Consider the following 24045-nt stretch of genomic DNA (forward strand, 5'->3'; position numbering starts at 1 on the left):
ATGATGGAAAAACCGGCTCTGCCCAAATTCACGATACCCGCCATTGATTTTAAAGGCATGGCGGAAGACTTCAGGACGCTGGATCCCAGAGATCCCGGTTTGTGGCCCACAGCGCCAAGGCTGGTCATTCTCGTTGCCTTGTTCATCGGCTTGCTCGCTGCCGCTTGGTTCACTGGATGGAGCGGGCAACTCGATGAACTTGATGCAAAGCGAAAAAAGGAAATTGAGCTCAAGAATGACTGGTTGGCAAAAAAGTCAAAGGCAATCAACCTTGACGAATACCGCAAGCAACTCACGGAAATTGACCGGTCGTTCGGTGATCTGCTGAAACAGTTGCCGAACAAGGCCGAAATCGACGGCATGATTGTCGACGTCAGTCAGGCGGCCCTGACGCGCGGACTTAAACAGGAACTCTTCAAACCCGGCGCGGAATCCAAACAGGAATTCTATGCTACGGTGCCTATCAGCCTGATTCTCACCGGTGGTTACAACGAGCTGGGAGCATTTGCTGCGGATATCGCCAAATTGCCCCGTATTGTGACGCTAAATAACATCAAATTAAAACCAAAAGATAAAGCGGGCGGCGTGCTCACGATGGATGCAACGGCCATGACCTATCGTTACCTGGACGACTCGGAGATGGCAGCGCAGAAAAAAGGTAAGGCAGCGGCCAAAAAAGCGGGTGGCGGACGATGAAGCAATGGAACCGGCTCCTTGTTGTTTTTGTCGCATCAACATCGTTGTTGCTGTCAGGTTGCGGTAACGACGATCATGGCGACATACGCGCCTGGATGTTGGAATCCTCCAAAGACTTGCGTGGCCATGTCCCCGATTTGCCGCAAATCAAGCCGCTGGACGTCAAGCCTTACGAGCCGGGCGACTTGATTTCCCCTTTCTCCCAGGAAAAAGTGATTTCGGGCGGGATCGCCAGCAGTGCGCAGATAGTGCACGCCGGGGGGCTGACGCCATTGAATCCCGACATCTATCCCTTGATCAAGGTACCGCTGGAAACCATACGTTTCGTCGGGACGATCATTGTTGATAAAGACGTGCGTGCGCTGGTGCAGGTGGAGCGAGAACCAGTACGGCAGGTGCGGATCGGGGAATACATGGGGCAGAACCATGGCCGCGTTCAGCGGATAACACCTGCCAGCGGTGATTCTCCGGGACAGGTGCTGCTGAAGGAGAAGCTTTTCGACAAAGGGGTATGGGTCGAACGGGATACCGTCTTCCCGGTGCAGGGTAAAGGAGACCGGAAATGATTCAGAAACGACGATTGATTGGCGGTTTGTGCGCGGCGTTTTTATTCGCGCTGGGAATCGCGACGACAACATGCCGGGCGGTTGCCGCCGAAGAGGGTGCTAACGCGGCTGCCGTTACCTCCAACGCAATCGAAAAGATCGAAGCCTCCGCCATTTCAGGCCAGACGCTGCTCAAGGTTACATTGCGCCAACCCTTGGCTAATCTGCCATCGTCCTTTACCGTGTCGTCGCCCCCACGCATCGCATTCGACTTCCTCGATACCGCAAATGCATCAGGTAACAATTCGAAGAAGGTTTCCCTATCCGATTTGCAAAGCATCAATATTGTCCAGGCCGGCGGCCGCACCCGGCTTGTTCTGAATCTGAATCGCCCCAGCCGCTACGAAGCGAGACTCGATGGCAGCGTGCTCTACATCTCACTGGGTGGAGCGGCGGCTTCCATGGCCGCAACTTCCGGCGCCGGGAAGCCACGCAATGCAGCCGCTGTTGCAGGTCGGTCATCCGGCGAAGGCAACTCCATACAGAATGTCGACTTCCGCGCGGAGTCGTCCGATGTGGCCAGAATAAATATCGACTTGTCGGACCCCAATCCACTCATTGACGTAAAGCGCCAGGGATCAAGCCTTGTGTTATTGCTACAAAGCGTGAAACTGCCTGATCGTTTGGCGCGGCGCCTTGATGTGCGGGATTTTGGCACCCCCGTCGTCAGCGCCACCACCACGGCTCTGGGTCAGGGAACCCAGGTGGTAATTGTTGGCCGCGGTGACTGGGACTACAACGTGACGCAACTCGATACCTCGGTAAAAATCGAGGTGCGGCGTGTCGTGAATGATCCAAGCAGCCTGACGAGCGCCAAGGAGATTCAGGGGAAGACGGTCAGTTTCAACTTTACACAACCGGTTCCGGTGAGCCAGATGATCGGCATTTTTCAGGACATTACGGGCCTCAACTTTGTCATCATGCCGGGGGTCAGCGGCGAGATCGAACGCCTGAAGATGGAGAACACGCCGGTCGAAACCGCGATTGACGTTATAAACCGCATGTACGGCCTTTCAATGCGCCGTTATGGCAACCTCGTCGTGGTCGGCAAGGCCACTGATTTGGCCAAGTACGAAAAAGAAGCGCACGATTTGTCCGTGGCGCGGCAGGACGCTGCGCCGATTGAGCAGGAGTCGATCAAGGTTCGGTACAGGCCTGCTGCTGAAATCGTGGCGGCACTCACGGGCATTCCGCTGGCTTCGAATGCCGGCAGTGGCGGCAACACATACGGAACAGGCTCGACCGTGCCATCCCAAGGGAGTGGAAATCAAGCACAAAGTTCACCGTCCGGTGCTCCCGCACCTGGCAAGTCCATCATCTCGGCCCGCGGCAGCATTGCCTTCGATGAGGTAACCAACACGATATTCGTCGAGGAAACCAGAGCCCAACTCAACAAGATCAGGGAACGAGTAGCTGCACTGGATCTGCCCATCAAGCAGGTGATGATCGAGGCGCGTATTGTGAGCGTTACAAAGGATTTTTCCAGAACGCTCGGATCCAAGCTGAGTTTCATCGCCAATCCGTCGAATGCAACGTTGTCGGGTACGCTTGCCAGCAGCCCAAACGCACCACCTGGCATCACCTCGACTTATGGTCCCGGCAGGCAAACCATACTCAATGGTGGCTTTAATGCCAGCGCAGGCGCGAACTCCAGTGACATTATGTTATCTTTGTTGAACTCCAGCCAAACTCGTCTATTGCAGCTCGAACTTTCTGCCAGCGAAACTGATGGAAGTTCGAAGAGTATCGCTTCACCCAAAATCTTGACCCAGGATGGCCGAAAGGCCACGATTACTGACGGTCAGACCTTGTTCTATCAACTTCAAGGCGGCACTGCTGGGCCAACCACCGTATCGGTCGATGCGGCGACCAAACTGGATGTCACCCCACAAATTGGCAGCGACGGGAAAGTCCAACTCAAATTGGAGGTCAATAAGGGTGGTGTGGGGACTGTTACTACCAATGCCGGGCCCAGCGTGGCCAAGCAGGAGATCAAGACTAACGTGGTTGTGGAAAACGGCGGCACCTTGATGTTAGGGGGGGTATTCACTGAGCAAGAGAGTGACGCCACAACCCAGGTTCCTCTTTTGGGCGACATTCCCTACCTTGGCTGGCTGTTCAAACAAAAGGCAAAAAATCGCACTCGTTCAGAATTGCTCATATTCCTCACTCCCCGCATTGTTACGGAGGAACTGACGCTCCAATAGCAACAGTTTGGAGTGCTTGTTTTGTCACAGTCGGTGTTCCTCGTCGGCCTGATGGGCGCTGGCAAGACGACAGTTGGTCGCTTGCTGGCGAAGCGTTTGCAGGCGCGCTTTGTGGATAGCGATCATGAAGTCGCGGCTGTGACCGGTGTCAATATCCCGACCATTTTTGATATTGAAGGTGAAGCCGGATTTCGCCGCCGCGAATCGGAGACCATCCAGCGCTTCAGTCAAGAGGGCAATATCGTCATGGCGACCGGCGGCGGCGCGGTACTTGATCCGGATAACAGGCAATGCCTGCGAAACAGGGGAACCGTTGTCTATCTTTCCGCGTCCCCCGAAACCTTATATGAACGTACACGACGCGATTCAGGCCGCCCTCTGTTGCAGGTGAAAGATCGGCTGACCCGGTTGCGCGAACTGCACCAGCAGCGCGACCCCTTCTATCGCGAGGTTGCGCATATCATCATCGAAGTGGGGCGCACCTCGGCGTCCCAGGTTGTTCGACAAATACTCGCGGCACTGGCATCCGATGCACGCACTTGAAGTTTCTCTCGGGGATCGCAGCTACCCCATCCTGATCGGTCCTGGCCTTTACGCTGCCACGGCGTTGATGGTTGACCATTTTGTGGGCAAGCGTGTGGCGATTGTCACCAATGAAACGATAGCGCCGCTATATCTGGCACCATTGACGAACGCTTTGCGTGATCTAGGTCTGTCAGTCGTCGAGATTGTTCTGCCCGATGGCGAGACCTACAAGACCGGCAATACGCTTGACCGCATCTATGATGCCCTGATGCGTGAGCGCTGCGATCGCAGCACGACGCTGATCGCACTGGGCGGCGGCGTGATCGGTGATATGTGCGGCTATGCGGCGGCGACCTACCAGCGTGGCGTCCCCTTCATCCAGATCCCGACGACCCTGCTCGCGCAAGTTGACTCTTCAGTCGGCGGCAAAACCGGCATCAACCATCCGCTCGGCAAGAACATGATTGGTGCCTTCTGGCAACCGAAGCTGGTGCTTGCCGATACGGATACCTTGAATACCCTGCCGGCGCGCGAACTCTCTGCAGGTCTGGCCGAGGTCATCAAGTATGGGTTGATCCGGGACTACGCTTTCTTTGAATGGCTGGAAGACAACATGGATCGGCTGGTCAGTTGCGATCCCGATGCACTGACCTACGCCATCGAGCGCTCGTGCGCCAACAAGGCGGAAGTGGTGGCCGGCGATGAAAGGGAGACCGCCAAGGAAGGTGGGCGCGCCCTGCTCAACCTTGGCCACACCTTCGGCCATGCCATAGAGACCGCGCTTGGTTACGGTACATGGCTACATGGTGAAGCGGTGGCAACCGGCATGCTGATGGCGGCGCAGCTCTCGGCGCATCTTGGCTGGCTTGCATCGAGCGACGTTGCGCGCATTGGCGACTTGCTTGCGCGCGCCAGATTGCCACTTAAAGCGCCGCGTCTTGGGGCCGAAAAATATTTCGATCTCATGGGGCATGACAAGAAGAACATCGGTGGACGTTTGCGCCTTGTCCTGCTCAAGCGCATTGGCGAAGCCATTACGACCAGTGCCATTGAACCGGGCGATGTGCTCGCGGCCATCGCCGCCTGCTGTGCGGACCAAAAGGAACCCTCAAGGGATGGCTGATCTGGCGTCCTTTGCGGTGAGTGAGGCCAATTCTCGCGGCCGCGCCATCAGCGAACCCAAACCCGCTGCACGTTCCGAGTTCCAGCGCGATCGTGACCGCGTCATCCACTCCACCGCATTCCGTCGCCTCGAGTACAAGACGCAGGTTTTCGTCAATCATGAAGGTGACCTGTTCCGCACGCGGCTGACGCATTCGATTGAAGTCGGTCAGATTTCCCGCACCATTGCCCATGCACTGCGCGTTAACGACGATCTGGCGGAGGCCATCGCGCTAGCGCATGATCTTGGCCACACGCCCTTTGGCCACGCGGGGCAGGATGCGCTCAATGAATGCATGCGCGAATACGGTGGTTTCGAACACAACCTGCAATCACTGCGCATCGTGGATCGTCTCGAAGAGCGCTATGGTGCCTTCGACGGCCTCAACCTGACGTATGAGACGCGCGAAGGGATACTTAAGCACTGTTCGCTCAAGAATGCGCGCGAACTCGGCGATCTTGGCCTGCGTTTCATCGACAAGCGCCAGCCTTCAATAGAAGCGCAGATATGCAACCTTGCCGATGAAATTGCCTATAACAATCACGATATCGACGATGGGCTGCGCAGCGGCCTGCTCGCGCTGGAGCAGATGCGGGAAGTCGCATTGTTTGACCATCATGCGGAGGCAGCGATAAATCAATTCCCTGCGTTGAGTGGCCGCCGCCTGATTCATGAAACCATACGCCGCATGATCAATGCCCAAGTGACTGATTTGCTTGCGGAGACAAATCGGCGTATTGCGGCAATGGGTATCCGTTCGCTTGACGATGTGCATGAGGCGTCGCAAGTGGTTGGTTTCAGTGCCGCCATGCACGAAGATAATCAGCGCTTGAAAAAATTCCTGCGCAACCAGCTATATTGCCACTATCAGGTATTGCGCATGACCACCAAGGCGCGCCGCATCATCGCGGATCTGTTTTGCGCTTTTTTGGCCGATCCTCGCCTATTACCACCACAATACCAACGCATGGCCGAATCAGACAAGCCCCGCGCCATCGCCGATTATGTTTCTGGCATGACCGATCGCTACGCCATGAAGGAACATCGACGCCTGTTTGCCGTTGCCGAAGCCTGAGGCATGTAAAACGACGCCTGCTGCGTCGCAACGTATTGAGTTCACGGCCAATCAGCGGTATATTTCCGCATCAGCGTCAGCAGTTTTCTTAAAGCCGGGGAGAGTTGCCTGCCCCCGGCTTTTTTGCCGGCTTCACCGCCGTGCTGACCCCCGGTATTCAAGGAAACCAAAGATGGATCAGCCAAGTCGACAGGGCCTCTACGACCCAAGCAACGAGCATGACGCCTGCGGCGTCGGGTTCGTGGTCAACATCAAGAACAAGAAAAGCCACGACATCATCGAGCAGGGACTGATGATTCTGGAAAACCTCGAGCATCGCGGTGCCACGGGCTACGATCCCTTGCTTGGCGACGGTGCCGGGATTCTCATTCAAATCCCCGATGGATTCTTCCGTGAGGAAATGGCGCGCCAGGGAGTTACTTTGCCACCTTACGGCGAGTACGGTGTCGGCATGATGTTTTTGCCTCCGAGCGAAGCCAGCAGGCGTGCCTGCATGGCGGTGATCGAGCGCGGCATCCGCTACGAGGGTCTGGTTCTGCTTGGCTGGCGCGATGTTCCGGTCGACAACAACGGCTTGGCGCAGGCAGCCAAGGATATCGAGCCCGTGGTGCGCCAGGTGTTCATTGGTACGGGTAACGGCATTGCTGATGCGGATGTCCTGGAACGAAAACTCTATGTTCTGCGCAAGTCCACCGGACACACCATTCAGGCGCTCAAACTGCCTGATGTCAAAATGTTCTACGTATCCTCCATGTCTGTGCGCACGGTGGTGTACAAGGGCATGCTGCTGGCCAATCAAGTTGGCACCTACTATCGTGACCTGAAGGATAGGCGCGTAGTCTCGGCGATTGCGATGGTGCATCAGCGCTTTTCCACCAACACCTTCCCGACCTGGGATCTGGCGCATCCCTTCCGCATGATCGCCCACAATGGCGAGATCAACACACTCAGAGGCAATGTGAACTGGCTGCGTGCCCGTGAACATGGCATCTCCTCCTCGGTGCTGGGCGAAGACCTGGAGAAAATCTGGCCCCTGATCTACGACGGCCAGTCCGATTCCGCCTCGTTCGACAATGCGCTGGAATTGCTGGTATTCGGCGGTTACAGCCTGGCGCATGCCATGATGATGCTGATTCCCGAAGCCTGGGCCAAGGATTCGATGATGGACGAGGAGCGCCGCGCCTTTTACGAGTACCACATGGCGCTGATGGAGCCGTGGGACGGCCCGGCAGCTGTCGCCTTCACCGATGGCCGGCAGATCGGCGCCACGCTTGACCGCAATGGCTTGCGTCCGGCACGCTATCTGGTCACCAACGACGATCTGGTGGTGATGGCCTCCGAGACCGGCGTGCTGCCGATTGCGCAGGAGCGCATTGTCAAGAAGTGGCGCCTGCAGCCCGGCAAAATGCTCCTTATCGATCTTGAACAGGGCCGCATCATCGATGATGCGGAACTGAAGCGCACCATGTCCACGGCCAAGCCCTACCGTCAATGGATAGAGCAGTCACGCTATTTCGTTGATGACATGCCCGAGGTCGAGCCGCACGAAAAACCGTCCGTGCCCCTGCTGAACGTGCAGCAGGCGTTCGGCTACACCCAGGAGGACTTCAAATTCATCCTTGAGCCAATGGCTACGGTGGGTGAGGAGGACACTGGCTCCATGGGCAATGACAGCCCGCTGCCGGTATTGTCGGATCGTCCCAAACCCCTGTTCAATTATTTCAAGCAGTTGTTTGCCCAGGTGACGAATCCGCCTATCGATCCGATTCGCGAAGATATCGTCATGTCGCTGATTTCACTGGTCAGCCCGAACCCGAACCTGCTCGGGGTTGACGAGACCGAGCCGACACCGCGGCTGGAGGTGCATCAGCCGATACTTTCGCCGGCCAATATGGCCAAGCTGAAGAAAATCGACGAACTGACCAAGGATACTTTCCGCCCGGTGGTCATTGATATCACGACCCCCGCAGCCGAAGGCACGGCGGGCTTGAGTCATTCCCTGTATCAGGCTTGTACGCTGGCAGAACGCGCGGTTGGCGCAGGATATACCGTAGTCATTCTATCCGATCGTCATGTCAACCGAGAGCGGGCGCCGATTCCGGCGCTGCTGGCGTGTTCTGCCGTCCATCAGCATCTGGTCAAAGTCGGTCTGCGTACCTCCTGCAGCATGCTGGTCGAGACCGGCTCGGCACGCGAGGTGCATCATTTCGCCACGCTCGCCGGTTACGGTGCCGAATCGATCCATCCCTGGCTGGCCTTCGAGAGCATCGCCGAAATTGCCGCTCAGTTGCCGGGCAAACCGTCCGTGGCCGAGGCGCAAGAGCGCTACATCAAGGCCATCAACAAGGGACTGATGAAAGTGATGTCCAAGATGGGCATTTCCACCTATCAGTCCTACTGCGGCGCACAGATTTTCGAGGCAGTGGGTCTTTCGTCAGATTTTGTTAACCGCTACTTTGCCGGCACCTCCACCAAGGTGGAAGGCATCGGCTTGAAAGAGGTTGCCGAGGAAGCGTTGAAAACGCATGCCGAGGCCTATGGTGCCGATCCGGTACACGCCAGCATGCTCGACTGCGGCGGCGAATATGCCTTCAGGGTGCGCGGCGAGGAACACATGTGGACCCCGGATTCCATCGCGAAGCTGCAGCATGCGACACGTTCCGGCAAGTACGAGACCTACAAGGAGTACGCCAGCCTGATCAATGATCAAGGCATGCGTCACATGACCCTGCGTGGGTTGTTCGAGATCAAGTCGGCCGGTCCCGAGGTGCCGCTTGATCAAGTGGAATCGGCAAAGGATATTGTCAAGCGCTTTGCCACCGGAGCCATGTCGCTGGGAAGCATTTCCACCGAAGCGCACACTACACTGGCAATCGCCATGAATCGCATCGGCGGCAAGTCGAATACCGGTGAGGGTGGCGAGGATCGCCTGCGCTTCAAAACAGTGACTGCAAGCAACACGCTGGCGGGGGTGATCGGCAAAAGCCGCATCGCGCGCGACATTTCGCTCAAGGCCGGCGACAGTCTGCGCTCGGCCATCAAGCAGGTGGCCGCTGCCCGATTCGGCGTCACCGCTGAATATCTGGCCAACGCCGATCAACTCCAGATCAAGATGGCGCAAGGCGCCAAGCCGGGCGAGGGCGGCCAGTTGCCGGGACACAAGGTGTCCGAGTACATCGGTTTCCTGCGACACACGGTGCCAGGCGTTACTCTTATTTCGCCACCGCCGCACCACGACATCTATTCGATCGAGGATCTGGCGCAACTGATTCACGACCTGAAGAACTCCAATCCTGAGGCCAGCGTGTCGGTCAAGCTGGTATCGGAAATCGGTGTCGGTACTGTGGCAGCCGGCGTGGTCAAGGCCAAGGCCGATCACGTCGTCATTGCCGGCCATGATGGTGGCACCGGGGCTTCGCCGATTTCATCGATCAAGCATGCAGGTACGCCATGGGAACTGGGGCTGGCCGAAACCCAGCAGACTCTGGTGCTTAACCGTCTGCGCGGCCGCGTTCGTGTTCAGGCAGACGGCCAGATGAAGACCGGCCGCGACGTGCTGATCGGCGCCCTGCTGGGTGCCGACGAGTTCGGTTTCGCCACTGCGCCGCTGGTCGTGGAAGGCTGCATCATGATGCGCAAATGTCACCTCAATACCTGCCCGGTCGGCGTCGCGACGCAGGACCCGGTATTGCGCGAACGCTTTACCGGCCAGCCCGAACATGTCGTCAATTACTTCTTCTTTGTCGCCGAGGAAGTGCGCGAACTCATGGCGAAAATCGGCATCCGCAAGTTCGATGACCTCATTGGCCGCTCTGATCTGCTTGACATGCGCAAGGGAGTCGACCACTGGAAGGCCAAGGGCCTCGACTTCTCGCGAATCTTTTATCGGCGCCCGGAAGTGGCCGGGGTCTCGTGCCGCCATAGCGAAATCCAGGATCATGGCCTCTCCCACGCTTTGGATCATAGTTTGATCGCCAAGGCCGCGCTGGAGCGCGGCAGCAAGGTGGTGGTCGAATCGCCGATCAGGAACCAGAACCGCACGGTAGGCACCTTGTTGTCGTATGAAGTAGCCAAGCGCTATGGCCATACCGGACTGCCTGACGACGCCATTACGCTCAAACTGACCGGTTCGGCGGGCCAAAGCCTTGGCGCATTTCTGGCACATGGCATCACGCTTGATTTGATCGGCGAAGCCAACGACTATGTGGGCAAGGGCCTGTCGGGTGGCCGGATCGTAGTGCGTCCACCTGCAGAATTCTGCGGCAAACCAGAAGAAAACATCATCGTCGGCAATACGGTGCTGTATGGTGCCATTGAGGGCGAGGCATACTTTCGTGGTGTGGCCGGTGAGCGTTTCTGCGTGCGCAACTCAGGCGCGACAGCGGTAGTCGAAGGCACCGGCGATCATGGTTGCGAATACATGACCGGCGGAACGGTTGCCGTGCTCGGCCTCACCGGCCGCAACTTCGCGGCTGGCATGTCGGGAGGCATTGCTTATGTTTACGATGAGGATGGTCTGTTTGCAAAGCGCTGCAACCTGTCGATGGTCGCCCTGGAGAAGGTGTTGCCCGAGGCGGAACAAGCTGACGATGGCTTGCGGCACCGCAATCAGACCGACGAAGCGCAGCTCAAGCACATGATCGAGCAGCATGCCAAACGGTCAGGAAGTGCGCGCGCCAAGGCGTTGCTCGCCGACTGGGCAGTTGCCCGCGATAAGTTCGTCAAGGTCTTCCCGCATGAATATCGTCGCGCCCTGAAGGAAATCGCGGCGGCCAGGCTTAAGGAGGCAGCGTAATGTACGCCTTCCTCCCACTCCCCTTCCCGAGGAGGGGGATGACTTCGGTTCAGTCGCCGCAAACTGCGCGGCTACTTTCATGCAATGACTTGCTGCCCCCTTGGGGCGGCCCTGCGGAGGCAGCATAAATGGGCAAGCCCACCGGATTTCTTGAGTATCAGCGTTTGTCCGAGGCTTACCTGCCGATTGCCAAGCGCGTCAAGACCTATCAGGAATTCGTCCTTCGACTGAGCGATGAGGAAGCCAAGATTCAGGGCGCGCGCTGCATGGATTGCGGCATCCCGTTCTGCAACACCGGCTGTCCGGTCAATAACATCATTCCGGACTGGAACGATCTCGTCTATCGCGGCAATTGGCGCGAGGCAATCGAGGTGCTGCATTCGACCAACAATTTCCCGGAATTCACCAGCCGCATTTGCCCGGCGCCGTGCGAGGCCGCCTGCACGCTGAACATTCCGCCGACAGCCCCGGTCGGCATCAAGTCGATTGAACGCGTCATCATCGACAAGGCGGCCGAAAATGGCTGGGTAGTACCACAGCCGCCGCGGCGCAAGACCGGGAAGAAGATTGCTGTCGTCGGAAGCGGACCGGCTGGCCTCGCTGCTGCACAACAACTGGCACGTGTCGGCCATGACGTCACCGTGTTCGAGAAAAGCAATCGCATTGGCGGTCTGTTGCGTTACGGCATTCCTGACTTCAAGCTCGACAAGCGCCTGATCGACTGGCGCATGGCGCAGATGGTGGCTGAAGGCGTCAGATTCCAGACCGGCGTGCTCATATCAAATGCTGCCCTGCCCAAAGGGGTGATCAGCGACGCGAAAATGGTCATCAGCGCCGAGAAATTGAAGAAGGATTTTGACGCCGTGGTACTTGCCGGCGGTTCCGAAACCCCGCGTGATTTGCCAGTGCCAGGGCGCCAACTCGAAGGCGTGTATTTCGCGATGGAATTTCTGGTGCCGCAGAACAAGGAAAACCACGGCGACATAGAGAATCCGATTTCGGCCAAGGGCAGGCATGTGGTCGTGATCGGCGGCGGCGATACCGGATCCGACTGCGTTGGCACATCCAACCGGCACGGTGCAGCGAGCGTGACCCAGATCGAATTGCTGCCGCAACCACCCGAACGGGAAGACAGTGCGCTGGTGTGGCCCTACTGGCCGTTGAAATTGCGCACCTCGTCGTCGCATGAAGAAGGTTGCGCCCGTGATTGGAGCATCGGCACGAAAGAGTTTGTCGGCGAGAGTGGGAAACTCAGGGCAATTCGCGCCGTCCGTCTCGAATGGAAGGACGGCAGGATGAGCGAAGTAGAGGGATCGGAATTCGAAATCAAGGCCGATCTTGCCTTTCTCGCCATGGGCTTCACTGCTCCAGTCGGCGGTGTCCTCGACGCCTTTGGCGTGGACAAGGATGCACGCGGTAATGCCAAGGCCACGACCGACGGCGCTGGCTGCTATGCGACTAATGTGGCTGGAGTGTACGCGGCCGGTGACATGCGCCGCGGCCAGTCGCTCGTGGTATGGGCGATTCGCGAAGGACGCCAGTGCGCGCGCGAAGTCGACCAGTTCCTGATGGGCAGCACTACGCTGCCGCGTTAGGGTTGCCGGCGTGAACGTCGTTATTCTCGCTGCCGGTCAGGGCAAGCGCATGAATTCGGCGTTGCCGAAGGTGTTGCATCTGATCGCCGGCAAGCCGATGCTGGCGCATGTGCTCGCTACGGCACGCACCCTCAAGCCAGCTCGTCTGTGCGTGGTGTTCGGCCATGGCGGGGAACAGGTACCCGTTGCGCTTCCATCACCCGATGTCATCTGGGTCAAGCAGGAACCGCAACTCGGCACCGGCCATGCGCTGCTACAGGCCCTGCCGCATCTCGATGCAAAATTGCCGACGCTGGTGCTCTACGGCGATGTGCCGCTGATTCAGGCGGACACGCTGCATCAGCTTTTGTCCATTGCCGACAAAGGACTGGCGCTGCTGACTGTCATGCTGGCCGATCCGCATGGTTATGGCCGCATCGTCCGTGCCGGGGGCAAGCCCAGTGGCAAAGTCCGACGCATCGTCGAGGAAAAAGACGCCAGCGCCGCCGAGAGAAAAATTACCGAAATCAATACCGGCATCCTTGCCGCACCCACCAGTGCGCTGGCGCACTGGCTGCCGAAGCTCGGCAAGCAGAATGCGCAGGGCGAGTATTACCTGACCGACATCGTGGCGCTGGCCGTCGCCGAACACATGACGGTGCATAGCGCGCATCCGGCGCACGAATGGGAAGTGCAGGGCATCAACAGCAAGCTGCAACTGGCCGAGCTGGAACGCGTTCATCAGCACAACATCGCGGCCGTACTGTTGCATCGGGGCGTGACGCTGGCCGATCCATTCCGCATCGATGTGCGCGGCGAATTGAGTTGCGGCAGCGACGTCAGCGTCGACATCAACTGCATATTCGAAGGCAGGGTAAAGCTCGAAGACGGCGTTTCGGTCGGGCCGCATTGCGTACTGCGTGATGTGACCGTCAAGCGCGGCGCGAAGATCGAAGCATTCAGTCACTTGCAGGACGCGGTCGTCGGCGAGCAAAGCATCGTCGGCCCTTATGCGCGTCTGCGTCCTGGCGCCAGGCTCGGCAAGGATGTGCATATCGGCAACTTCGTCGAAGTGAAGAACAGCAATATCGCTGACCACTCCAAGGCCAACCACCTGGCTTACGTCGGCGATGCCGATATCGGCCAGCGCGTGAATGTTGGCGCCGGCACCATCACCTGCAATTACGATGGCGCCAACAAGCACCGCACCATAATCGAGGATGATGTCTTTATCGGCTCGGATACGCAACTCGTTGCGCCGGTGACAGTGGGGCGAGGGGCAACGCTGGGCTCGGGAACCACCTTGACCAAGGATGCCCCGCCGGATCAGCTTACTGTCTCACGCGCGAAGCAGGTGTCGGTAGCGGGCTGGAAGCGGCCGGTAAAATCAGCCAAGTAGTTTTGGTCGTCCTTGACGGTCGCCAATGCGTTGTTACCCGTGGAAATGGAAGTTACGGCAGCGCCTGTGGCCGGATTTGTCAGGCCAAGGTGACGGTGGGAGTCGGCGTCGGACCGCCAGTGGTGCCACCGGCGGTTCCGGCAGTAGTACCACTGCCTGAACCGCCCGAACCGCCGCAGCCCGCGGATAGGGCGAGTGTTGTCGCCATGACGAGCGAAGCCAAGAACCGTGAAAAGCTAAAGAAACTCTGAGTTAAATGATTTTGTACGCAAGCCCCCGATTACCCAATACGTCCAATCGAATAATTGTGCGACTGGCATAACGGTACAATACTTCCCATATAAACATAGAGCCATTGATTAGGCGGCAAATTCTGCGCATAATGTAAATATGTATTCCAGACTAAGCCGGCTGATGACGTTGTTCGCCATACTCATATGTCTTCCCTTGCAGGGGCTGGCGGCGGTGACAATGCCTTCTTGTCAGGCGCATGGGCAGAAGATGGAAATGCAAGCCACTACCGGCGAGATGGCGGATATGTCGCATTGCGATCACCATCACAATGGCAAGCCGCAACCCAAGAAGGCGCCCTGCGACAAATGCTTTGCCTGCTACCTGAGCACCGCCCAGGCGATTATCCCGTTTGTCATGTCTGTCAAGGCGTCTGGCGCCTCTCCCATGAACGATGGGCTGACCAGGGAAATTCCAGAGCCAGTCCCTTCCTCACTGTTTCACCCGCCTCGATCGATCCTGGCCCGGTGCTGAGGATCATTTAGCTTTTACGCGGGTAACCTTTGCCCGGGCGTTTGTCCGGGAATGGGCTTTTCTCCGCCGATCCTTCTGCACGTTTTGACCAACGCTGGTCTCGTTGCCATCGAGGTCTGATGCGTGCATTCGCACCATCCGCCTTGAAACAGGATTTCGAGTGGCCTGTCTATCCGCTCGGATAGATTCAAGCAGAAAAGGAAAGCAGGAAAATGAAACAATCCATGATGATTATGTTTGCATGCGCCTTGTTTGGCGCTACAGCCACGTCCGTTTACGCCGGCGATGGGCACCACCATGCCATGGCCGAAGCGCAGAAAAGCCATGCCGTGAAGGGGGAAGTGGTGGCCGTGGACAAGGCCGCCAGCAAGGTGAAACTGAAGCATGCCGCGGTTCCGGAACTCAAGTGGCCCGCCATGACGATGTTCTTCGCGGTGACCGACAAATCGCAACTCGAAGGCTTGAATGCAGGCGATCGGGTCAGTTTCGAGTTTATCGAGGCCAGCGACGGCGCGCCGCTCATTACGCATATCAAACCACTGAAGTAAGGTATTGGGGCCGGCCTGATGTAGGGCGGCCCCAATCTATTCAATACAGGTGATCACATCATCATGAACAGAACACTTCGAATATTGCCGCTGGTTTTGGCTGCGCTGCTGCCGCCAGCGCCGGCGGCAGCGGGCGATCCGCCCGGCAGCGCGCCAATCGCTACCAATGCGCAGGAGCTTGCATTGGGCAAGACCGTCGAAAGCCTGCTCGATTACGCCAAGGCGCGCAACCCGGAATACATCGCCATGCAGATGGAAGCCGAAGCGGTGCAGGAGCGGGTCTACCCGGTGGGTGCGCTGCCTGATCCGGTTTTGCGAATTGAACTGGAGAATGTGACCAACTATGGCAGCAATGCAGGGCCCAACATTCTGCCGGGTCGGGTGGGCGACACCAAATACACGCTGATGCAAGCTTTGCCCTTCTGGGGCAAGCGCGACCTCAGACGTGAAGCAGCCGAATCTGCGGCCGAAGCGGCCCAGGGCGCTGCCGGTACTACCTGGACGGAACAGGCGGCGCGCATCAAGACTTCATTTGCCCAGTATTTCGCCGACGTGCGGCTGATCAGGTTGACCCGGGAGGTCATCGACCTGATCGACCGCATCGAGCGCATCACCCAGGCGCGTTATGCCAACGGATTGGTGCCGCAGCAGGATGCGATCCGCGTTCAGGTGGAACGCACCGCAATGAGAAACGAACTGATTGAATTGGAGATGGAACAGCATCATATGCAATCCCGTCTCAACGCCCTGTTGTCACGCCCATCACACTCATTTCTGGCAGAACCGGAACGGCTGCGCCCGCTGCCGGCCATGGCCAGTCTCGACCACCTGGCGCTGGAAGATCGCCTGCGCGAAAAAAATCCCCAACTTTTCGCTGATGACGCCAGGATTCGTACGGCGGAGAAGAATCGCGACCTGGCCTACAAGAATCGCTACCCTGACCTTACCGTCGGCGTCATTCCAATTCAGACGCGCAATCAGGTGAACGAATTGGGGTTGATGCTTGAACTCAGCATCCCGCTGCAACAGGAAAGTCGCCGCAGCCAGGAGCGCGAAGCCGAGAAGATGCTCGATGCGGTGCGGGCGCGCCGGGAAGCTACCGCCAATCAATTACTGGCCGATCTTTCCGAGAATCTCGCCGCCCTCGACGCCGCGCGGCGTATGGAACAGTTGGCGCAAACCAGCCTGTTGCCGCAGGCCGAACTCACTTTCCAGGCGGCGCTCGCGGGCTATGAGAACGGCAAGATAGATTTCGCCACCCTGCTCGACGCGCAACGGCAGATACGCAAGGCGAGGCAGGACATCATCAAGACGCAGGCCGAGCAACAGGCGCGCCTGGCGGACATCGAACGGCTGATCGGGGAAGAGTTATGACCAAAGGAAATTTCATTGGGATGAAACCGGGAACGGGAATCGTAATTGCCGTGGCCGTATTGGCGGCGGGTGCTGGCTACTGGATGGGTACGCGTCATAACGGCAGCGAACGCGATGCTGCTGCGGTAGCGCAGCAGCCTGCAACGGATACCGCTGCCGCAAAGAAGGCGCGCAAGCTGCTCTACTACCGCAACCCGATGGGGCTGCCCGATACTTCGCTCGTACCCAAGAAAGACCCCATGGGCATGGACTACATCGCTGTTTATGCGGGCGAGGAAGACGGCGAGCCGGCATCCCCCAACCAGATCGGGATCAGCACCGGGAAGGTTCAAAAACTTGGAGTACGCACCGAAGCAGCTCAACTTCGCACGCTCGACAAAGTAGTACGCGCCGCCGGCCGCATCGAGCCGGACGAGCGCCGTATCTATGCCATCGCGCCGAAATTCGAGGGCTATGTCGAACGCCTCTACGCCAATGCTACCGGGCAGACAGTCGGCAAGGGTCAGCCCTTGTTCGAGGTCTATAGTCCCGATCTCGTTTCCGCGCAGCGTGAGTACGCCATTGCCGCGCAAGGCGTCGAGTCGCTCAAGAGCGCCGGCGGCGAGGCGCAGAACGGCATGCAGCAATTGGCCGATGCGAGCTTGCTGCGCCTGAAAAACTGGGACATCTCCGAAGAGCAGGTCAAGGCGCTAACCAAGTCGGGCGAAGCGAAGCGCACCTTGACCTTCCGCTCTCCGGTCACGGGTGTCATTACTGAAAAGAAAGCGCTACAGGGCATGCGTTTCATGCCCGGCGAAGCGCTCTACCAGGTGGCTGATCTGTCCTCGGTGTGGGTTGTCGCCGATGTCTTCGAACAGGACATTGGCCTCGTCAAGACCGGGGCCAAGGCCAAGGTCATGATCGGCGCCTATCCGGGCAAGCTGTTCGAGGGCGCCATCACCTACGTTTATCCGACGCTGAGCGCCGAGACCCGCACGGTGCCGGTTCGGGTGGAACTTGCCAATCCCGGGGCTTTGCTCAAGCCTGGCATGTTCGCCCAAGTGGAACTGCCCGTCGGCGGGAAGATCAAGGTCGTCACGGCACACGTCTCTGCTGTCATCGATAGCGGCACGCGCCAGATTGTCCTGATCCAGCTGGGCGAAGGCCGTTTCGAGCCGCGCGAGGTCAAGCTCGGCACGCGCACCGACAACTATGTTGAAGTCGTCGAGGGAGTGAAGGATGGCGAGCAGGTGGTGGTTGCCGCCAATTTCCTGATCGACGCCGAAAGCAATCTCAAGGCGGCGCTGGGCGGTCTCGGCCATGCCCACGACGCAGCCAAGCCGGCTACGACGGTAGATCATCGTGCCGAAGGCAAGCTCGACGCCATCGACGCCAAGGCCGGAACGGTGACCATCACGCATGGGCCGATCGAAAGCCTCCGATGGCCCGGCATGACAATGGATTTCACGCTGGCCAATTCCGCTTTGCTCGGCAACCTCAAGCCCGGTACGATAGTGGCGTTCACGTTTGTCGAACGCAGTCCCGACGAGTGGGTGATCGTCAAGCTCGAAGCTGCGGACACTTCGCCTCCCCCGGCCCATTCGGGCCACTGAGGCGGGGCACACCATGCTGAGCAAAATCATCGATTGGTCCGCCAGGAATATTTTCCTCGTCCTGCTCGCCACCCTGTTCGTCACTATCGGCGGGATCTACGCCGTCTTGCGGACGCCGATTGACGCCTTGCCCGATCTCTCCGACGTGCAGGTCATCGTCTATACGGAATATCCCGGCCAGGCGCCGCAGGTGGTGGAGGATCAGGTCACCTATCCGCTCACCACGGCCATGCTGTCGGTGCCGAAATCGAAGGTGGTGCGCGGCTTCTCGTTCTTCGGCGCTTCCTTCGTTTATATTATTTTCGAGGATGGCACCGACATCTACTGGGCACGCTCCAGGGTACTGGAGTACCTCAATTTCGCGTCCGGGCGCATGCCCAAGGGAATTACGCCATCACTCGGGCCGGATGCCACCGGCGTCGGCTGGGTTTACCAGTACGCGCTGCTGGCCAAGGACAAGACCTTGGCCGAACTGCGCACCATCCAGGACTGGTATGTGCGCTATCAATTGACCAAGGCCCATGGCGTCGCCGAAGTCGCCTCGATCGGCGGCTTCGTGCAGACCTATCAGGTCACTGTCGATCCGGTGAAGTTGCGCGCCTATGGCATCCCATTGATGAAGGTCGCCCAGGTGATCCGCGATTCCAATCGCGATGTCGGCGGCCGCGCCATCGAAATGGCCGAGACCGAATACATGATCCGCGGCAAGGGCTACCTGCGTGGCATGCATGACATTGAAATGCTGGTCGTGAAAAGTGACAAGGGTACACCCGTGCTGATTCGAGACATTGCCCGTGTCGAACTTGCGCCGGACGAGCGGCGCGGCCTGACCGAACTCAACGGCGAAGGCGAGGTGGTGTCGGGTATTGCCATGGCCCGTTACGGCCAGAACGCCCTCGAAGTGATCCACAACCTGAAAGCCAAGATCGCTGAGATCGGCCCCGGCCTGCCTGCGGGCGTCAGTATCGAGACGGTCTATGACCGCTCCGGACTGATCCACCGCGCCATCGACACCCTGAAGCGGACGCTGCTGGAGGAATCGATCATCGTCGCCCTGGTCTGCATCGTCTTTCTGCTCCATGTGCGCAGCGCCCTGGTCGCCATCCTGATGTTGCCGGTCGGCGTGCTGATCGCCTTCATCGCCATGCGCCTGCTCGGCATGAACTCCAACCTGATGAGTCTGGGCGGCATTGCCATCGCCATCGGCGCCATGATCGACGCGGCCATCGTCATGATCGAGAACGCTCACAAGCATCTGGAACGGCTGCCGGCGGAACACACGAACGCCGATCGCGCCGAGGCTATGCTGATAGCATGCAAGGAAGTCGGGCCGGCGCTGTTCTTTTCGCTGCTGATCATCACCGTTTCCTTCCTGCCGGTGTTCAGCCTGGAAGGGCAGGAGGGGCGGCTGTTTTCGCCCTTGGCCTACACCAAGACCTTTTCCATGGCCGGTGCGGCCATGCTCTCGGTAACGCTGGTGCCGGTACTGATGATGCTGTTCATCCGCGGCAAGATCATGCCGGAAGCGAAAAATCCCGTGAACCGCTTCCTGATCTGGATCTACCGGCCGATCATTGCCTGGGTGATGCGCTGGAAAAAAACGACCATTGCCACCGCGCTGGTGATGCTGGTCATTTCCCTCTATCCAGCCTCCAGACTCGGTTCCGAATTCATGCCGACGCTGAACGAGGGTACGCTGTTTTATATGCCAACCAGCCTGCCGGGCATGTCCATCACCAAGGCGGCGGAACTGCTGCAGGTGCAGAACAAGATCATCAAGAGCTTCCCCGAGGTGGCTTCGGTCTACGGCAAGGCCGGCCGTGCCAACACCGCCACCGACCCGGCACCGACCGAGATGTTCGAGACTGTCATCAACCTCAAGCCGGAATCCGAATGGCGGCCGGGCATGACCACCGACAAGCTGATCGCCGAGCTCGACCAGGCGCTGCAATTTCCTGGCGTAGCGAACTCCTGGACCATGCCGATCAAGGCGCGCATCGACATGCTGTCCACTGGCATCCGCACGCCGATCGGCATCAAGGTCTTCGGCAAGAATCTGGACGAGATGGAAGTGCTGGCGAAGCAGATCGAAGCCGTAGTGAAGACCGTTCCCGGTACCAGCAGCGCCTTCGCCGAACGCATCACCGGCGGCTTCTATCTCAACATCGAACCTGATCGTGAGCAACTGGCCCGCTATGGTCTTTCGGTCGGGGAACTGCAAGACGTCATCGGCACCGCTCTCGGCGGCGAAATGGTCACTACCACCGTAGAGGGACGGGAGCGCTTCGGCGTACAGGTCCGCTATCCGCGCGAGCTACGCGCCGACCCGCAGCAGATCGCGCGCGAGGTGCTGATATCGACCATGGAGGGCGCAATGATTCCACTGGGACAGCTGGCGAAGGTGGAGGTGGCCAAGGGCGCTCCGGCGATCCGCACCGAGAATGCGCTGCTCTCCGCCTACATCTATGTCGACATCCGCGGCCGCGACATCGGCGGCTATGTGAAAGATGCGCAGCGCGCGGTGCGTGAACAGGTGAAGTTCCCGCCCGGCTATTATATCGCCTGGAGCGGCCAGTTCGAGTACATGGAGCGCGCCATCGAGAAGATGAAGATCGTCATCCCGGTCACCGCGCTGACGATTTTCCTGCTGCTCTACCTCAACTTCAGGCGCCTGACCGAGACGTTGATCGTGATGCTCTCCGTTCCTTTCGCGCTGGTCGGCGGGGTGTGGCTGATGTGGCTGCTCAACTACAACCTCTCGGTCGCGGTGGCGGTCGGCTTTATCGCGCTGGCCGGGGTGGCGGCGGAGACCGGCGTGGTCATGCTGATCTATCTCGACCATGCCTGGGAGGCGATCAGGCGCGAGCGGGCAGCGGCCGGCACGCTGCCGACGATAGCCGACCTCTACGCCGCCGTCATGGAAGGCGCCGTTGAGCGGGTGCGCCCGAAGATGATGACGGTCGTGGCGATCATGGCGGGTCTGTTGCCGATCATGTGGGGTACCGGCACCGGTTCCGAAGTGATGAGCCGCATCGCCGCGCCGATGATGGGCGGCATGGTGTCTTCCACCATCCTGACGTTGATCGTGATTCCGGCCATCTATGCGCTGGTCAAGCAAATATCACTCGACAAGCGAGGAATTCCCCATGCCTGAAATCATTCCCAATCTGCATCCGCTGCTGGTGCATTTCCCCATCGCGTTGCTCAGTGTTGCGGCGTTCTTCCATGTGACGGCGATTGGCATGCGCGGAAAATCCTGCGCCACGCACTGCGCCGTTGTCGCTCATGCCGCGCTGTGGCTGGGCGCACTGGCGGCGTTGCCCGCCGCTTTTTTCGGTTGGCAGGCATTTAACAGCGTAAATCACGACGAAGCTGGCCACGCCGCCATGCTGGTCCACCGCAGCTGGGCGCTGGCGACGCTGGTGCTGTTGGCAGTTTTGGCTGGATGGGATGCCTGGCGCAACAAGGTGGAGGCGATCCCCGAGGGGTGGTTCGCGACGGCGGTGATCGCGGCTTGGGCCATGGTGGCTGTCACGGCCTGGCATGGCGGGGAGCTGGTTTACCGCCACGGGCTGGGGGTGATGGCGCTGCCTGAAGCGGAGGCTGGGCATGGCAGCCACAATCATGGCGTCATGACGAATGGCGAGGGGCATCCGCATGCGGATGTACTGCCGGAAGACAACGCTCATGAGCATTCTCCTTATGAACATACGCACTAATCCTGTACAGGGGAAACACTGCCGCATCTGCGGGAACCCGATTTCCGCGCCGCCGTTTGCGCAAGGCGGCGAGGACTTTTGCTGCGAAGCCTGCTATCTGCAATCACAAGCCGCGCAGGTTGAACGTGTCATTTCGATGCGGGCGGATGCCGCGCTTGCCGAAGCCCTGGCGGCGGCCCTCGACCTGCGCGAGCATGAAACCGGTTTGCATTTCAAGCGTGTCGCCTGCCACACGCTGGAACTGGCGCGGCGCTCCATTCATGATGCTCCCGAGTATCTGCGCCAGATCTACTGGGGTGCGCTGCTGCACGACATCGGCAGGATCGGCATCCCCGCGCGATCTTGCTCAAGCAGGGCCCTTTGACCGACAGCGAGTGGGAGGTTATGCGCACCCATCCAGACAAGGGCTATCGCATTGTGTCGATGATGTCCGGCATGCAGGACGCGGCGGAAATCATCCTCTCCCACGAGGAGCGTTTCGACGGTTCCGGCTACCCGCGCGGATTGAGTGGAGAAGCAACCTCATGGGAGCCCGCTTGTTTGCCGTGATCGATACGCTGGACGCCATGACGTCGGATCGCCCCTATCGCAAGGGGCTGAGCTTCGATGTGGACAAAGCGGAAATTCAGAGCATGTCCGGCACGCAATTCGATCCGGCTGCGGTGCGGATTTTTCTCGAAACGGAGCCCGTGTTGCGCAACATGGTGTCCCTCAAGTGCGGTGCGGCCGATATCTTGATGGCCCGATGAGTGGGCGCCGGATCAGCGACAAACTCAATTCATCTTTGAAAAAGCAGTTAGCACAGAGTACACACAGATCTCACCAGAGTTTCGACTTGCGATTTGCGCATCAACTACCCATCAGGAAAACCAGCGCAAGAAGGCAGCAGAAGTTAGGGCGATAGCGCCCAGAGTTAACAAAGCGCGCCATGCGAAAACTTGCTTCGTTACGGTCCATCCTGAATTCCACTTCACATAGGCGACGGCCAGAACAAATCCGATTGCGGCGCAAACTATTTTGATCAACAGCGCATCCACCGCTATGCCATGAATATCCGGCAGATGGCCTTCATAATAAAAAGTTGAAACACCAAAAAGCACTCCGCTTGCCGCCTGAACTGCCCAGGCCGCAGCTGTGAGCAAGGCAATCCGGTGCTGTACCGCCGCATTACTGCGCACCATCCACATGGCGGATGCGGCAGTCCCCACCACGGTCACAGCACCGAAGTTATGTATTACCTGAATGAGCGCATAAGCAAGGTTTTGCACATCTACATGACTTACTTAACTGTGATTGTCACAGAACTCTGCACCCCGGTCATGGCATGGCTGGACGTTGCCTCCTTTACCACGATGATATGTTTACCTGACGACAGTTTTGGTAAAGGGATGCTGCATGGACAATTGCCAACATCACGAAAAACTATAGGGTCTTGATCGTCGATATAAACATGGACGTGATGGCCCTTGGGACTCAAGTGGACATTAAATTCCAATTTATTCCCCGTAGCACTCTGAAGGACAGCATCGTTTACCGGCGAGGTGATGGTAATCGAACCCACAGCCGCTGAATCAGCAGCCAAAACCGGATTGGCAAAAGCAAGCAAGGCCAAACAAATGAACAAACTATTAAGCTGTTTCATGACATTCTCCATAATTAAAATATAGAACTAGCGTTTTTTTTTGAGAAAGTCAAGCTGAAGCCGGCGAAACATCCGGGACAATTAACAGCCGTTATTTGGCGTCTGCGCTTGCGGTATCAATCCAGAACAGAAAGGGGGTGACTTGGATCCAGTGCCCAGTTTCAGTCCTGCTCGTAAAATTGGGATGCGACTTCAGCCACCAGTTCGAAAGTCTCTGGATCGGCGTCATCGATACATTCATCGAATATCGGGACACATCCCTCCAGTTCCGAGTCCATTTGTATTTTGAATGGTGCACAGTAGTCGGCGAGCCGATCTTCCAGGCGCTCGATTCTCTTTTCAACGTCTCTCATCTCATTCTCCTTCC

General features: G+C 58.4%; 22 protein-coding genes. 18 read left to right on the plus strand and 4 right to left on the minus strand.

Features of this window, described 5'->3' with window-relative positions; translation table 11 throughout:
- From K5E80_RS14045 to glmU, 9 genes are all read left to right on the plus strand, one after another.
- Positions 1-696 (plus strand): type IV pilus inner membrane component PilO, encoded by a 696-nt coding sequence (locus K5E80_RS14045; RefSeq protein ID WP_343213250.1) that lies wholly within the window; start codon positions 1-3, stop codon positions 694-696.
- On the plus strand, positions 693-1262 hold the full coding sequence (locus K5E80_RS14050) for a pilus assembly protein PilP (RefSeq protein WP_220636747.1): 570 nt from the start codon (positions 693-695) through the stop codon (positions 1260-1262). The genes K5E80_RS14045 and K5E80_RS14050 overlap by 4 nt, the downstream gene beginning before the upstream one ends.
- Positions 1259-3508: a type IV pilus secretin PilQ gene (locus tag K5E80_RS14055; protein WP_220636748.1), complete on the plus strand. Its 2250-nt coding sequence runs from the start codon at positions 1259-1261 to the stop codon at positions 3506-3508. The genes K5E80_RS14050 and K5E80_RS14055 overlap by 4 nt, the downstream gene beginning before the upstream one ends.
- Positions 3509-3559: 51 nt before the next feature.
- A complete protein-coding gene (locus tag K5E80_RS14060) occupies positions 3560-4051 on the plus strand; it encodes a shikimate kinase (RefSeq protein ID WP_220637350.1) in 492 nt (163 codons plus the stop codon).
- Positions 4038-5156 (plus strand): 3-dehydroquinate synthase, encoded by a 1119-nt coding sequence (aroB, locus tag K5E80_RS14065; protein WP_220636749.1) that lies wholly within the window; start codon positions 4038-4040, stop codon positions 5154-5156. The genes K5E80_RS14060 and aroB overlap by 14 nt, the downstream gene beginning before the upstream one ends.
- Complete coding sequence (locus K5E80_RS14070; protein ID WP_220636750.1) at positions 5149-6270, plus strand: deoxyguanosinetriphosphate triphosphohydrolase; 1122 nt, start codon at positions 5149-5151, stop codon at positions 6268-6270. Before aroB ends, K5E80_RS14070 begins: the two co-directional genes overlap by 8 nt.
- Before the next feature lie 172 nt (positions 6271-6442).
- Positions 6443-11065, plus strand: coding sequence for a glutamate synthase large subunit (gene gltB / locus K5E80_RS14075; RefSeq protein WP_220636751.1), 4623 nt, complete (start codon positions 6443-6445; stop codon positions 11063-11065).
- Between the two features lie 128 nt (positions 11066-11193).
- Entirely contained in the window at positions 11194-12660 is a 1467-nt protein-coding gene (locus K5E80_RS14080; RefSeq protein ID WP_220636752.1) for a glutamate synthase subunit beta, read from the plus strand.
- A 10-nt stretch (positions 12661-12670) separates the two neighbouring features.
- Entirely contained in the window at positions 12671-14038 is a 1368-nt protein-coding gene (gene glmU / locus K5E80_RS14085) for a bifunctional UDP-N-acetylglucosamine diphosphorylase/glucosamine-1-phosphate N-acetyltransferase GlmU (RefSeq protein WP_220636753.1), read from the plus strand.
- Between the two features lie 79 nt (positions 14039-14117).
- On the opposite strand, the gene K5E80_RS16980 is transcribed toward glmU, so the two are convergent.
- Positions 14118-14246 (minus strand): hypothetical protein, encoded by a 129-nt coding sequence (locus K5E80_RS16980; RefSeq protein ID WP_281420292.1) that lies wholly within the window; start codon positions 14244-14246, stop codon positions 14118-14120.
- Between the two features lie 182 nt (positions 14247-14428).
- Between K5E80_RS16980 and K5E80_RS14090 the strand changes: the two genes are divergently transcribed.
- The 9 genes from K5E80_RS14090 to K5E80_RS16825 all read left to right on the plus strand — a co-directional run bounded on the left by K5E80_RS14090 (position 14429) and on the right by K5E80_RS16825 (position 22785).
- Positions 14429-14803: a hypothetical protein gene (locus K5E80_RS14090; protein ID WP_220636754.1), complete on the plus strand. Its 375-nt coding sequence runs from the start codon at positions 14429-14431 to the stop codon at positions 14801-14803.
- 224 nt (positions 14804-15027) lie between these two features.
- Positions 15028-15351 (plus strand): copper-binding protein, encoded by a 324-nt coding sequence (locus tag K5E80_RS14095; RefSeq protein ID WP_246590992.1) that lies wholly within the window; start codon positions 15028-15030, stop codon positions 15349-15351.
- Positions 15352-15414: 63 nt separating this feature from the next.
- Positions 15415-16725, plus strand: a complete 1311-nt coding sequence (locus K5E80_RS14100; protein WP_220636756.1) for a TolC family protein — start codon at positions 15415-15417, stop codon at positions 16723-16725.
- A 20-nt stretch (positions 16726-16745) separates the two neighbouring features.
- Entirely contained in the window at positions 16746-18317 is a 1572-nt protein-coding gene (locus tag K5E80_RS14105; protein ID WP_220636757.1) for an efflux RND transporter periplasmic adaptor subunit, read from the plus strand.
- Positions 18318-18330: 13 nt separating this feature from the next.
- Complete coding sequence (locus K5E80_RS14110; protein WP_220636758.1) at positions 18331-21471, plus strand: efflux RND transporter permease subunit; 3141 nt, start codon at positions 18331-18333, stop codon at positions 21469-21471.
- Complete coding sequence (locus tag K5E80_RS14115; protein WP_220636759.1) at positions 21464-22036, plus strand: DUF2231 domain-containing protein; 573 nt, start codon at positions 21464-21466, stop codon at positions 22034-22036. The genes K5E80_RS14110 and K5E80_RS14115 overlap by 8 nt, the downstream gene beginning before the upstream one ends.
- Positions 22020-22400 carry a hypothetical protein gene (locus tag K5E80_RS16815; protein ID WP_246590993.1) on the plus strand — a complete coding sequence of 127 codons (381 nt, stop codon included), beginning with the start codon at positions 22020-22022 and terminating at the stop codon, positions 22398-22400. The genes K5E80_RS14115 and K5E80_RS16815 overlap by 17 nt, the downstream gene beginning before the upstream one ends.
- Positions 22401-22420: 20 nt before the next feature.
- Positions 22421-22585: an HD-GYP domain-containing protein gene (locus K5E80_RS16820; protein WP_246590994.1), complete on the plus strand. Its 165-nt coding sequence runs from the start codon at positions 22421-22423 to the stop codon at positions 22583-22585.
- Positions 22561-22785, plus strand: a complete 225-nt coding sequence (locus K5E80_RS16825) for an HD-GYP domain-containing protein (RefSeq protein ID WP_246590995.1) — start codon at positions 22561-22563, stop codon at positions 22783-22785. Before K5E80_RS16820 ends, K5E80_RS16825 begins: the two co-directional genes overlap by 25 nt.
- Before the next feature lie 111 nt (positions 22786-22896).
- Here the strand turns inward: K5E80_RS16825 and K5E80_RS14125 are convergent, their stop codons facing one another.
- The 3 genes from K5E80_RS14125 to K5E80_RS14135 all read right to left on the minus strand — a co-directional run bounded on the left by K5E80_RS14125 (position 22897) and on the right by K5E80_RS14135 (position 24031).
- Positions 22897-23304, minus strand: coding sequence for a hypothetical protein (locus K5E80_RS14125; RefSeq protein WP_220636760.1), 408 nt, complete (start codon positions 23302-23304; stop codon positions 22897-22899).
- Positions 23305-23315: 11 nt separating this feature from the next.
- Positions 23316-23678: a hypothetical protein gene (locus tag K5E80_RS14130; protein ID WP_220636761.1), complete on the minus strand. Its 363-nt coding sequence runs from the start codon at positions 23676-23678 to the stop codon at positions 23316-23318.
- A 161-nt stretch (positions 23679-23839) separates the two neighbouring features.
- A complete protein-coding gene (locus tag K5E80_RS14135; RefSeq protein ID WP_220636762.1) occupies positions 23840-24031 on the minus strand; it encodes a hypothetical protein in 192 nt (63 codons plus the stop codon).
- Positions 24032-24045 lie beyond the last annotated feature (14 nt).

This window comes from Georgfuchsia toluolica (assembly GCF_907163265.1).
Lineage (GTDB): Bacteria > Pseudomonadota > Gammaproteobacteria > Burkholderiales > Rhodocyclaceae > Georgfuchsia > Georgfuchsia toluolica.

Coding starts and splice junctions, on each gene's coding strand:
- K5E80_RS14045 (WP_343213250.1), top strand. CDS start 1: ATGATGGAAAAACCGGCTCTGCCCAAATTCACGATACCCGCCATTGAT.
- K5E80_RS14050 (WP_220636747.1), top strand. CDS start 693: ATGAAGCAATGGAACCGGCTCCTTGTTGTTTTTGTCGCATCAACATCG.
- K5E80_RS14055 (WP_220636748.1), top strand. CDS start 1,259: ATGATTCAGAAACGACGATTGATTGGCGGTTTGTGCGCGGCGTTTTTA.
- K5E80_RS14060 (WP_220637350.1), top strand. CDS start 3,560: ATGGGCGCTGGCAAGACGACAGTTGGTCGCTTGCTGGCGAAGCGTTTG.
- aroB (WP_220636749.1), top strand. CDS start 4,038: ATGCACGCACTTGAAGTTTCTCTCGGGGATCGCAGCTACCCCATCCTG.
- K5E80_RS14070 (WP_220636750.1), top strand. CDS start 5,149: ATGGCTGATCTGGCGTCCTTTGCGGTGAGTGAGGCCAATTCTCGCGGC.
- gltB (WP_220636751.1), top strand. CDS start 6,443: ATGGATCAGCCAAGTCGACAGGGCCTCTACGACCCAAGCAACGAGCAT.
- K5E80_RS14080 (WP_220636752.1), top strand. CDS start 11,194: ATGGGCAAGCCCACCGGATTTCTTGAGTATCAGCGTTTGTCCGAGGCT.
- K5E80_RS16980 (WP_281420292.1), bottom strand. CDS start 14,246: ATGGCGACAACACTCGCCCTATCCGCGGGCTGCGGCGGTTCGGGCGGT.
- K5E80_RS14090 (WP_220636754.1), top strand. CDS start 14,429: ATGTATTCCAGACTAAGCCGGCTGATGACGTTGTTCGCCATACTCATA.
- K5E80_RS14095 (WP_246590992.1), top strand. CDS start 15,028: ATGATGATTATGTTTGCATGCGCCTTGTTTGGCGCTACAGCCACGTCC.
- K5E80_RS14100 (WP_220636756.1), top strand. CDS start 15,415: ATGAACAGAACACTTCGAATATTGCCGCTGGTTTTGGCTGCGCTGCTG.
- K5E80_RS14105 (WP_220636757.1), top strand. CDS start 16,746: ATGAAACCGGGAACGGGAATCGTAATTGCCGTGGCCGTATTGGCGGCG.
- K5E80_RS14110 (WP_220636758.1), top strand. CDS start 18,331: ATGCTGAGCAAAATCATCGATTGGTCCGCCAGGAATATTTTCCTCGTC.
- K5E80_RS14115 (WP_220636759.1), top strand. CDS start 21,464: ATGCCTGAAATCATTCCCAATCTGCATCCGCTGCTGGTGCATTTCCCC.
- K5E80_RS16815 (WP_246590993.1), top strand. CDS start 22,020: ATGAACATACGCACTAATCCTGTACAGGGGAAACACTGCCGCATCTGC.
- K5E80_RS16820 (WP_246590994.1), top strand. CDS start 22,421: ATGCGCACCCATCCAGACAAGGGCTATCGCATTGTGTCGATGATGTCC.
- K5E80_RS16825 (WP_246590995.1), top strand. CDS start 22,561: ATGGGAGCCCGCTTGTTTGCCGTGATCGATACGCTGGACGCCATGACG.
- K5E80_RS14130 (WP_220636761.1), bottom strand. CDS start 23,678: ATGAAACAGCTTAATAGTTTGTTCATTTGTTTGGCCTTGCTTGCTTTT.
- K5E80_RS14135 (WP_220636762.1), bottom strand. CDS start 24,031: ATGAGAGACGTTGAAAAGAGAATCGAGCGCCTGGAAGATCGGCTCGCC.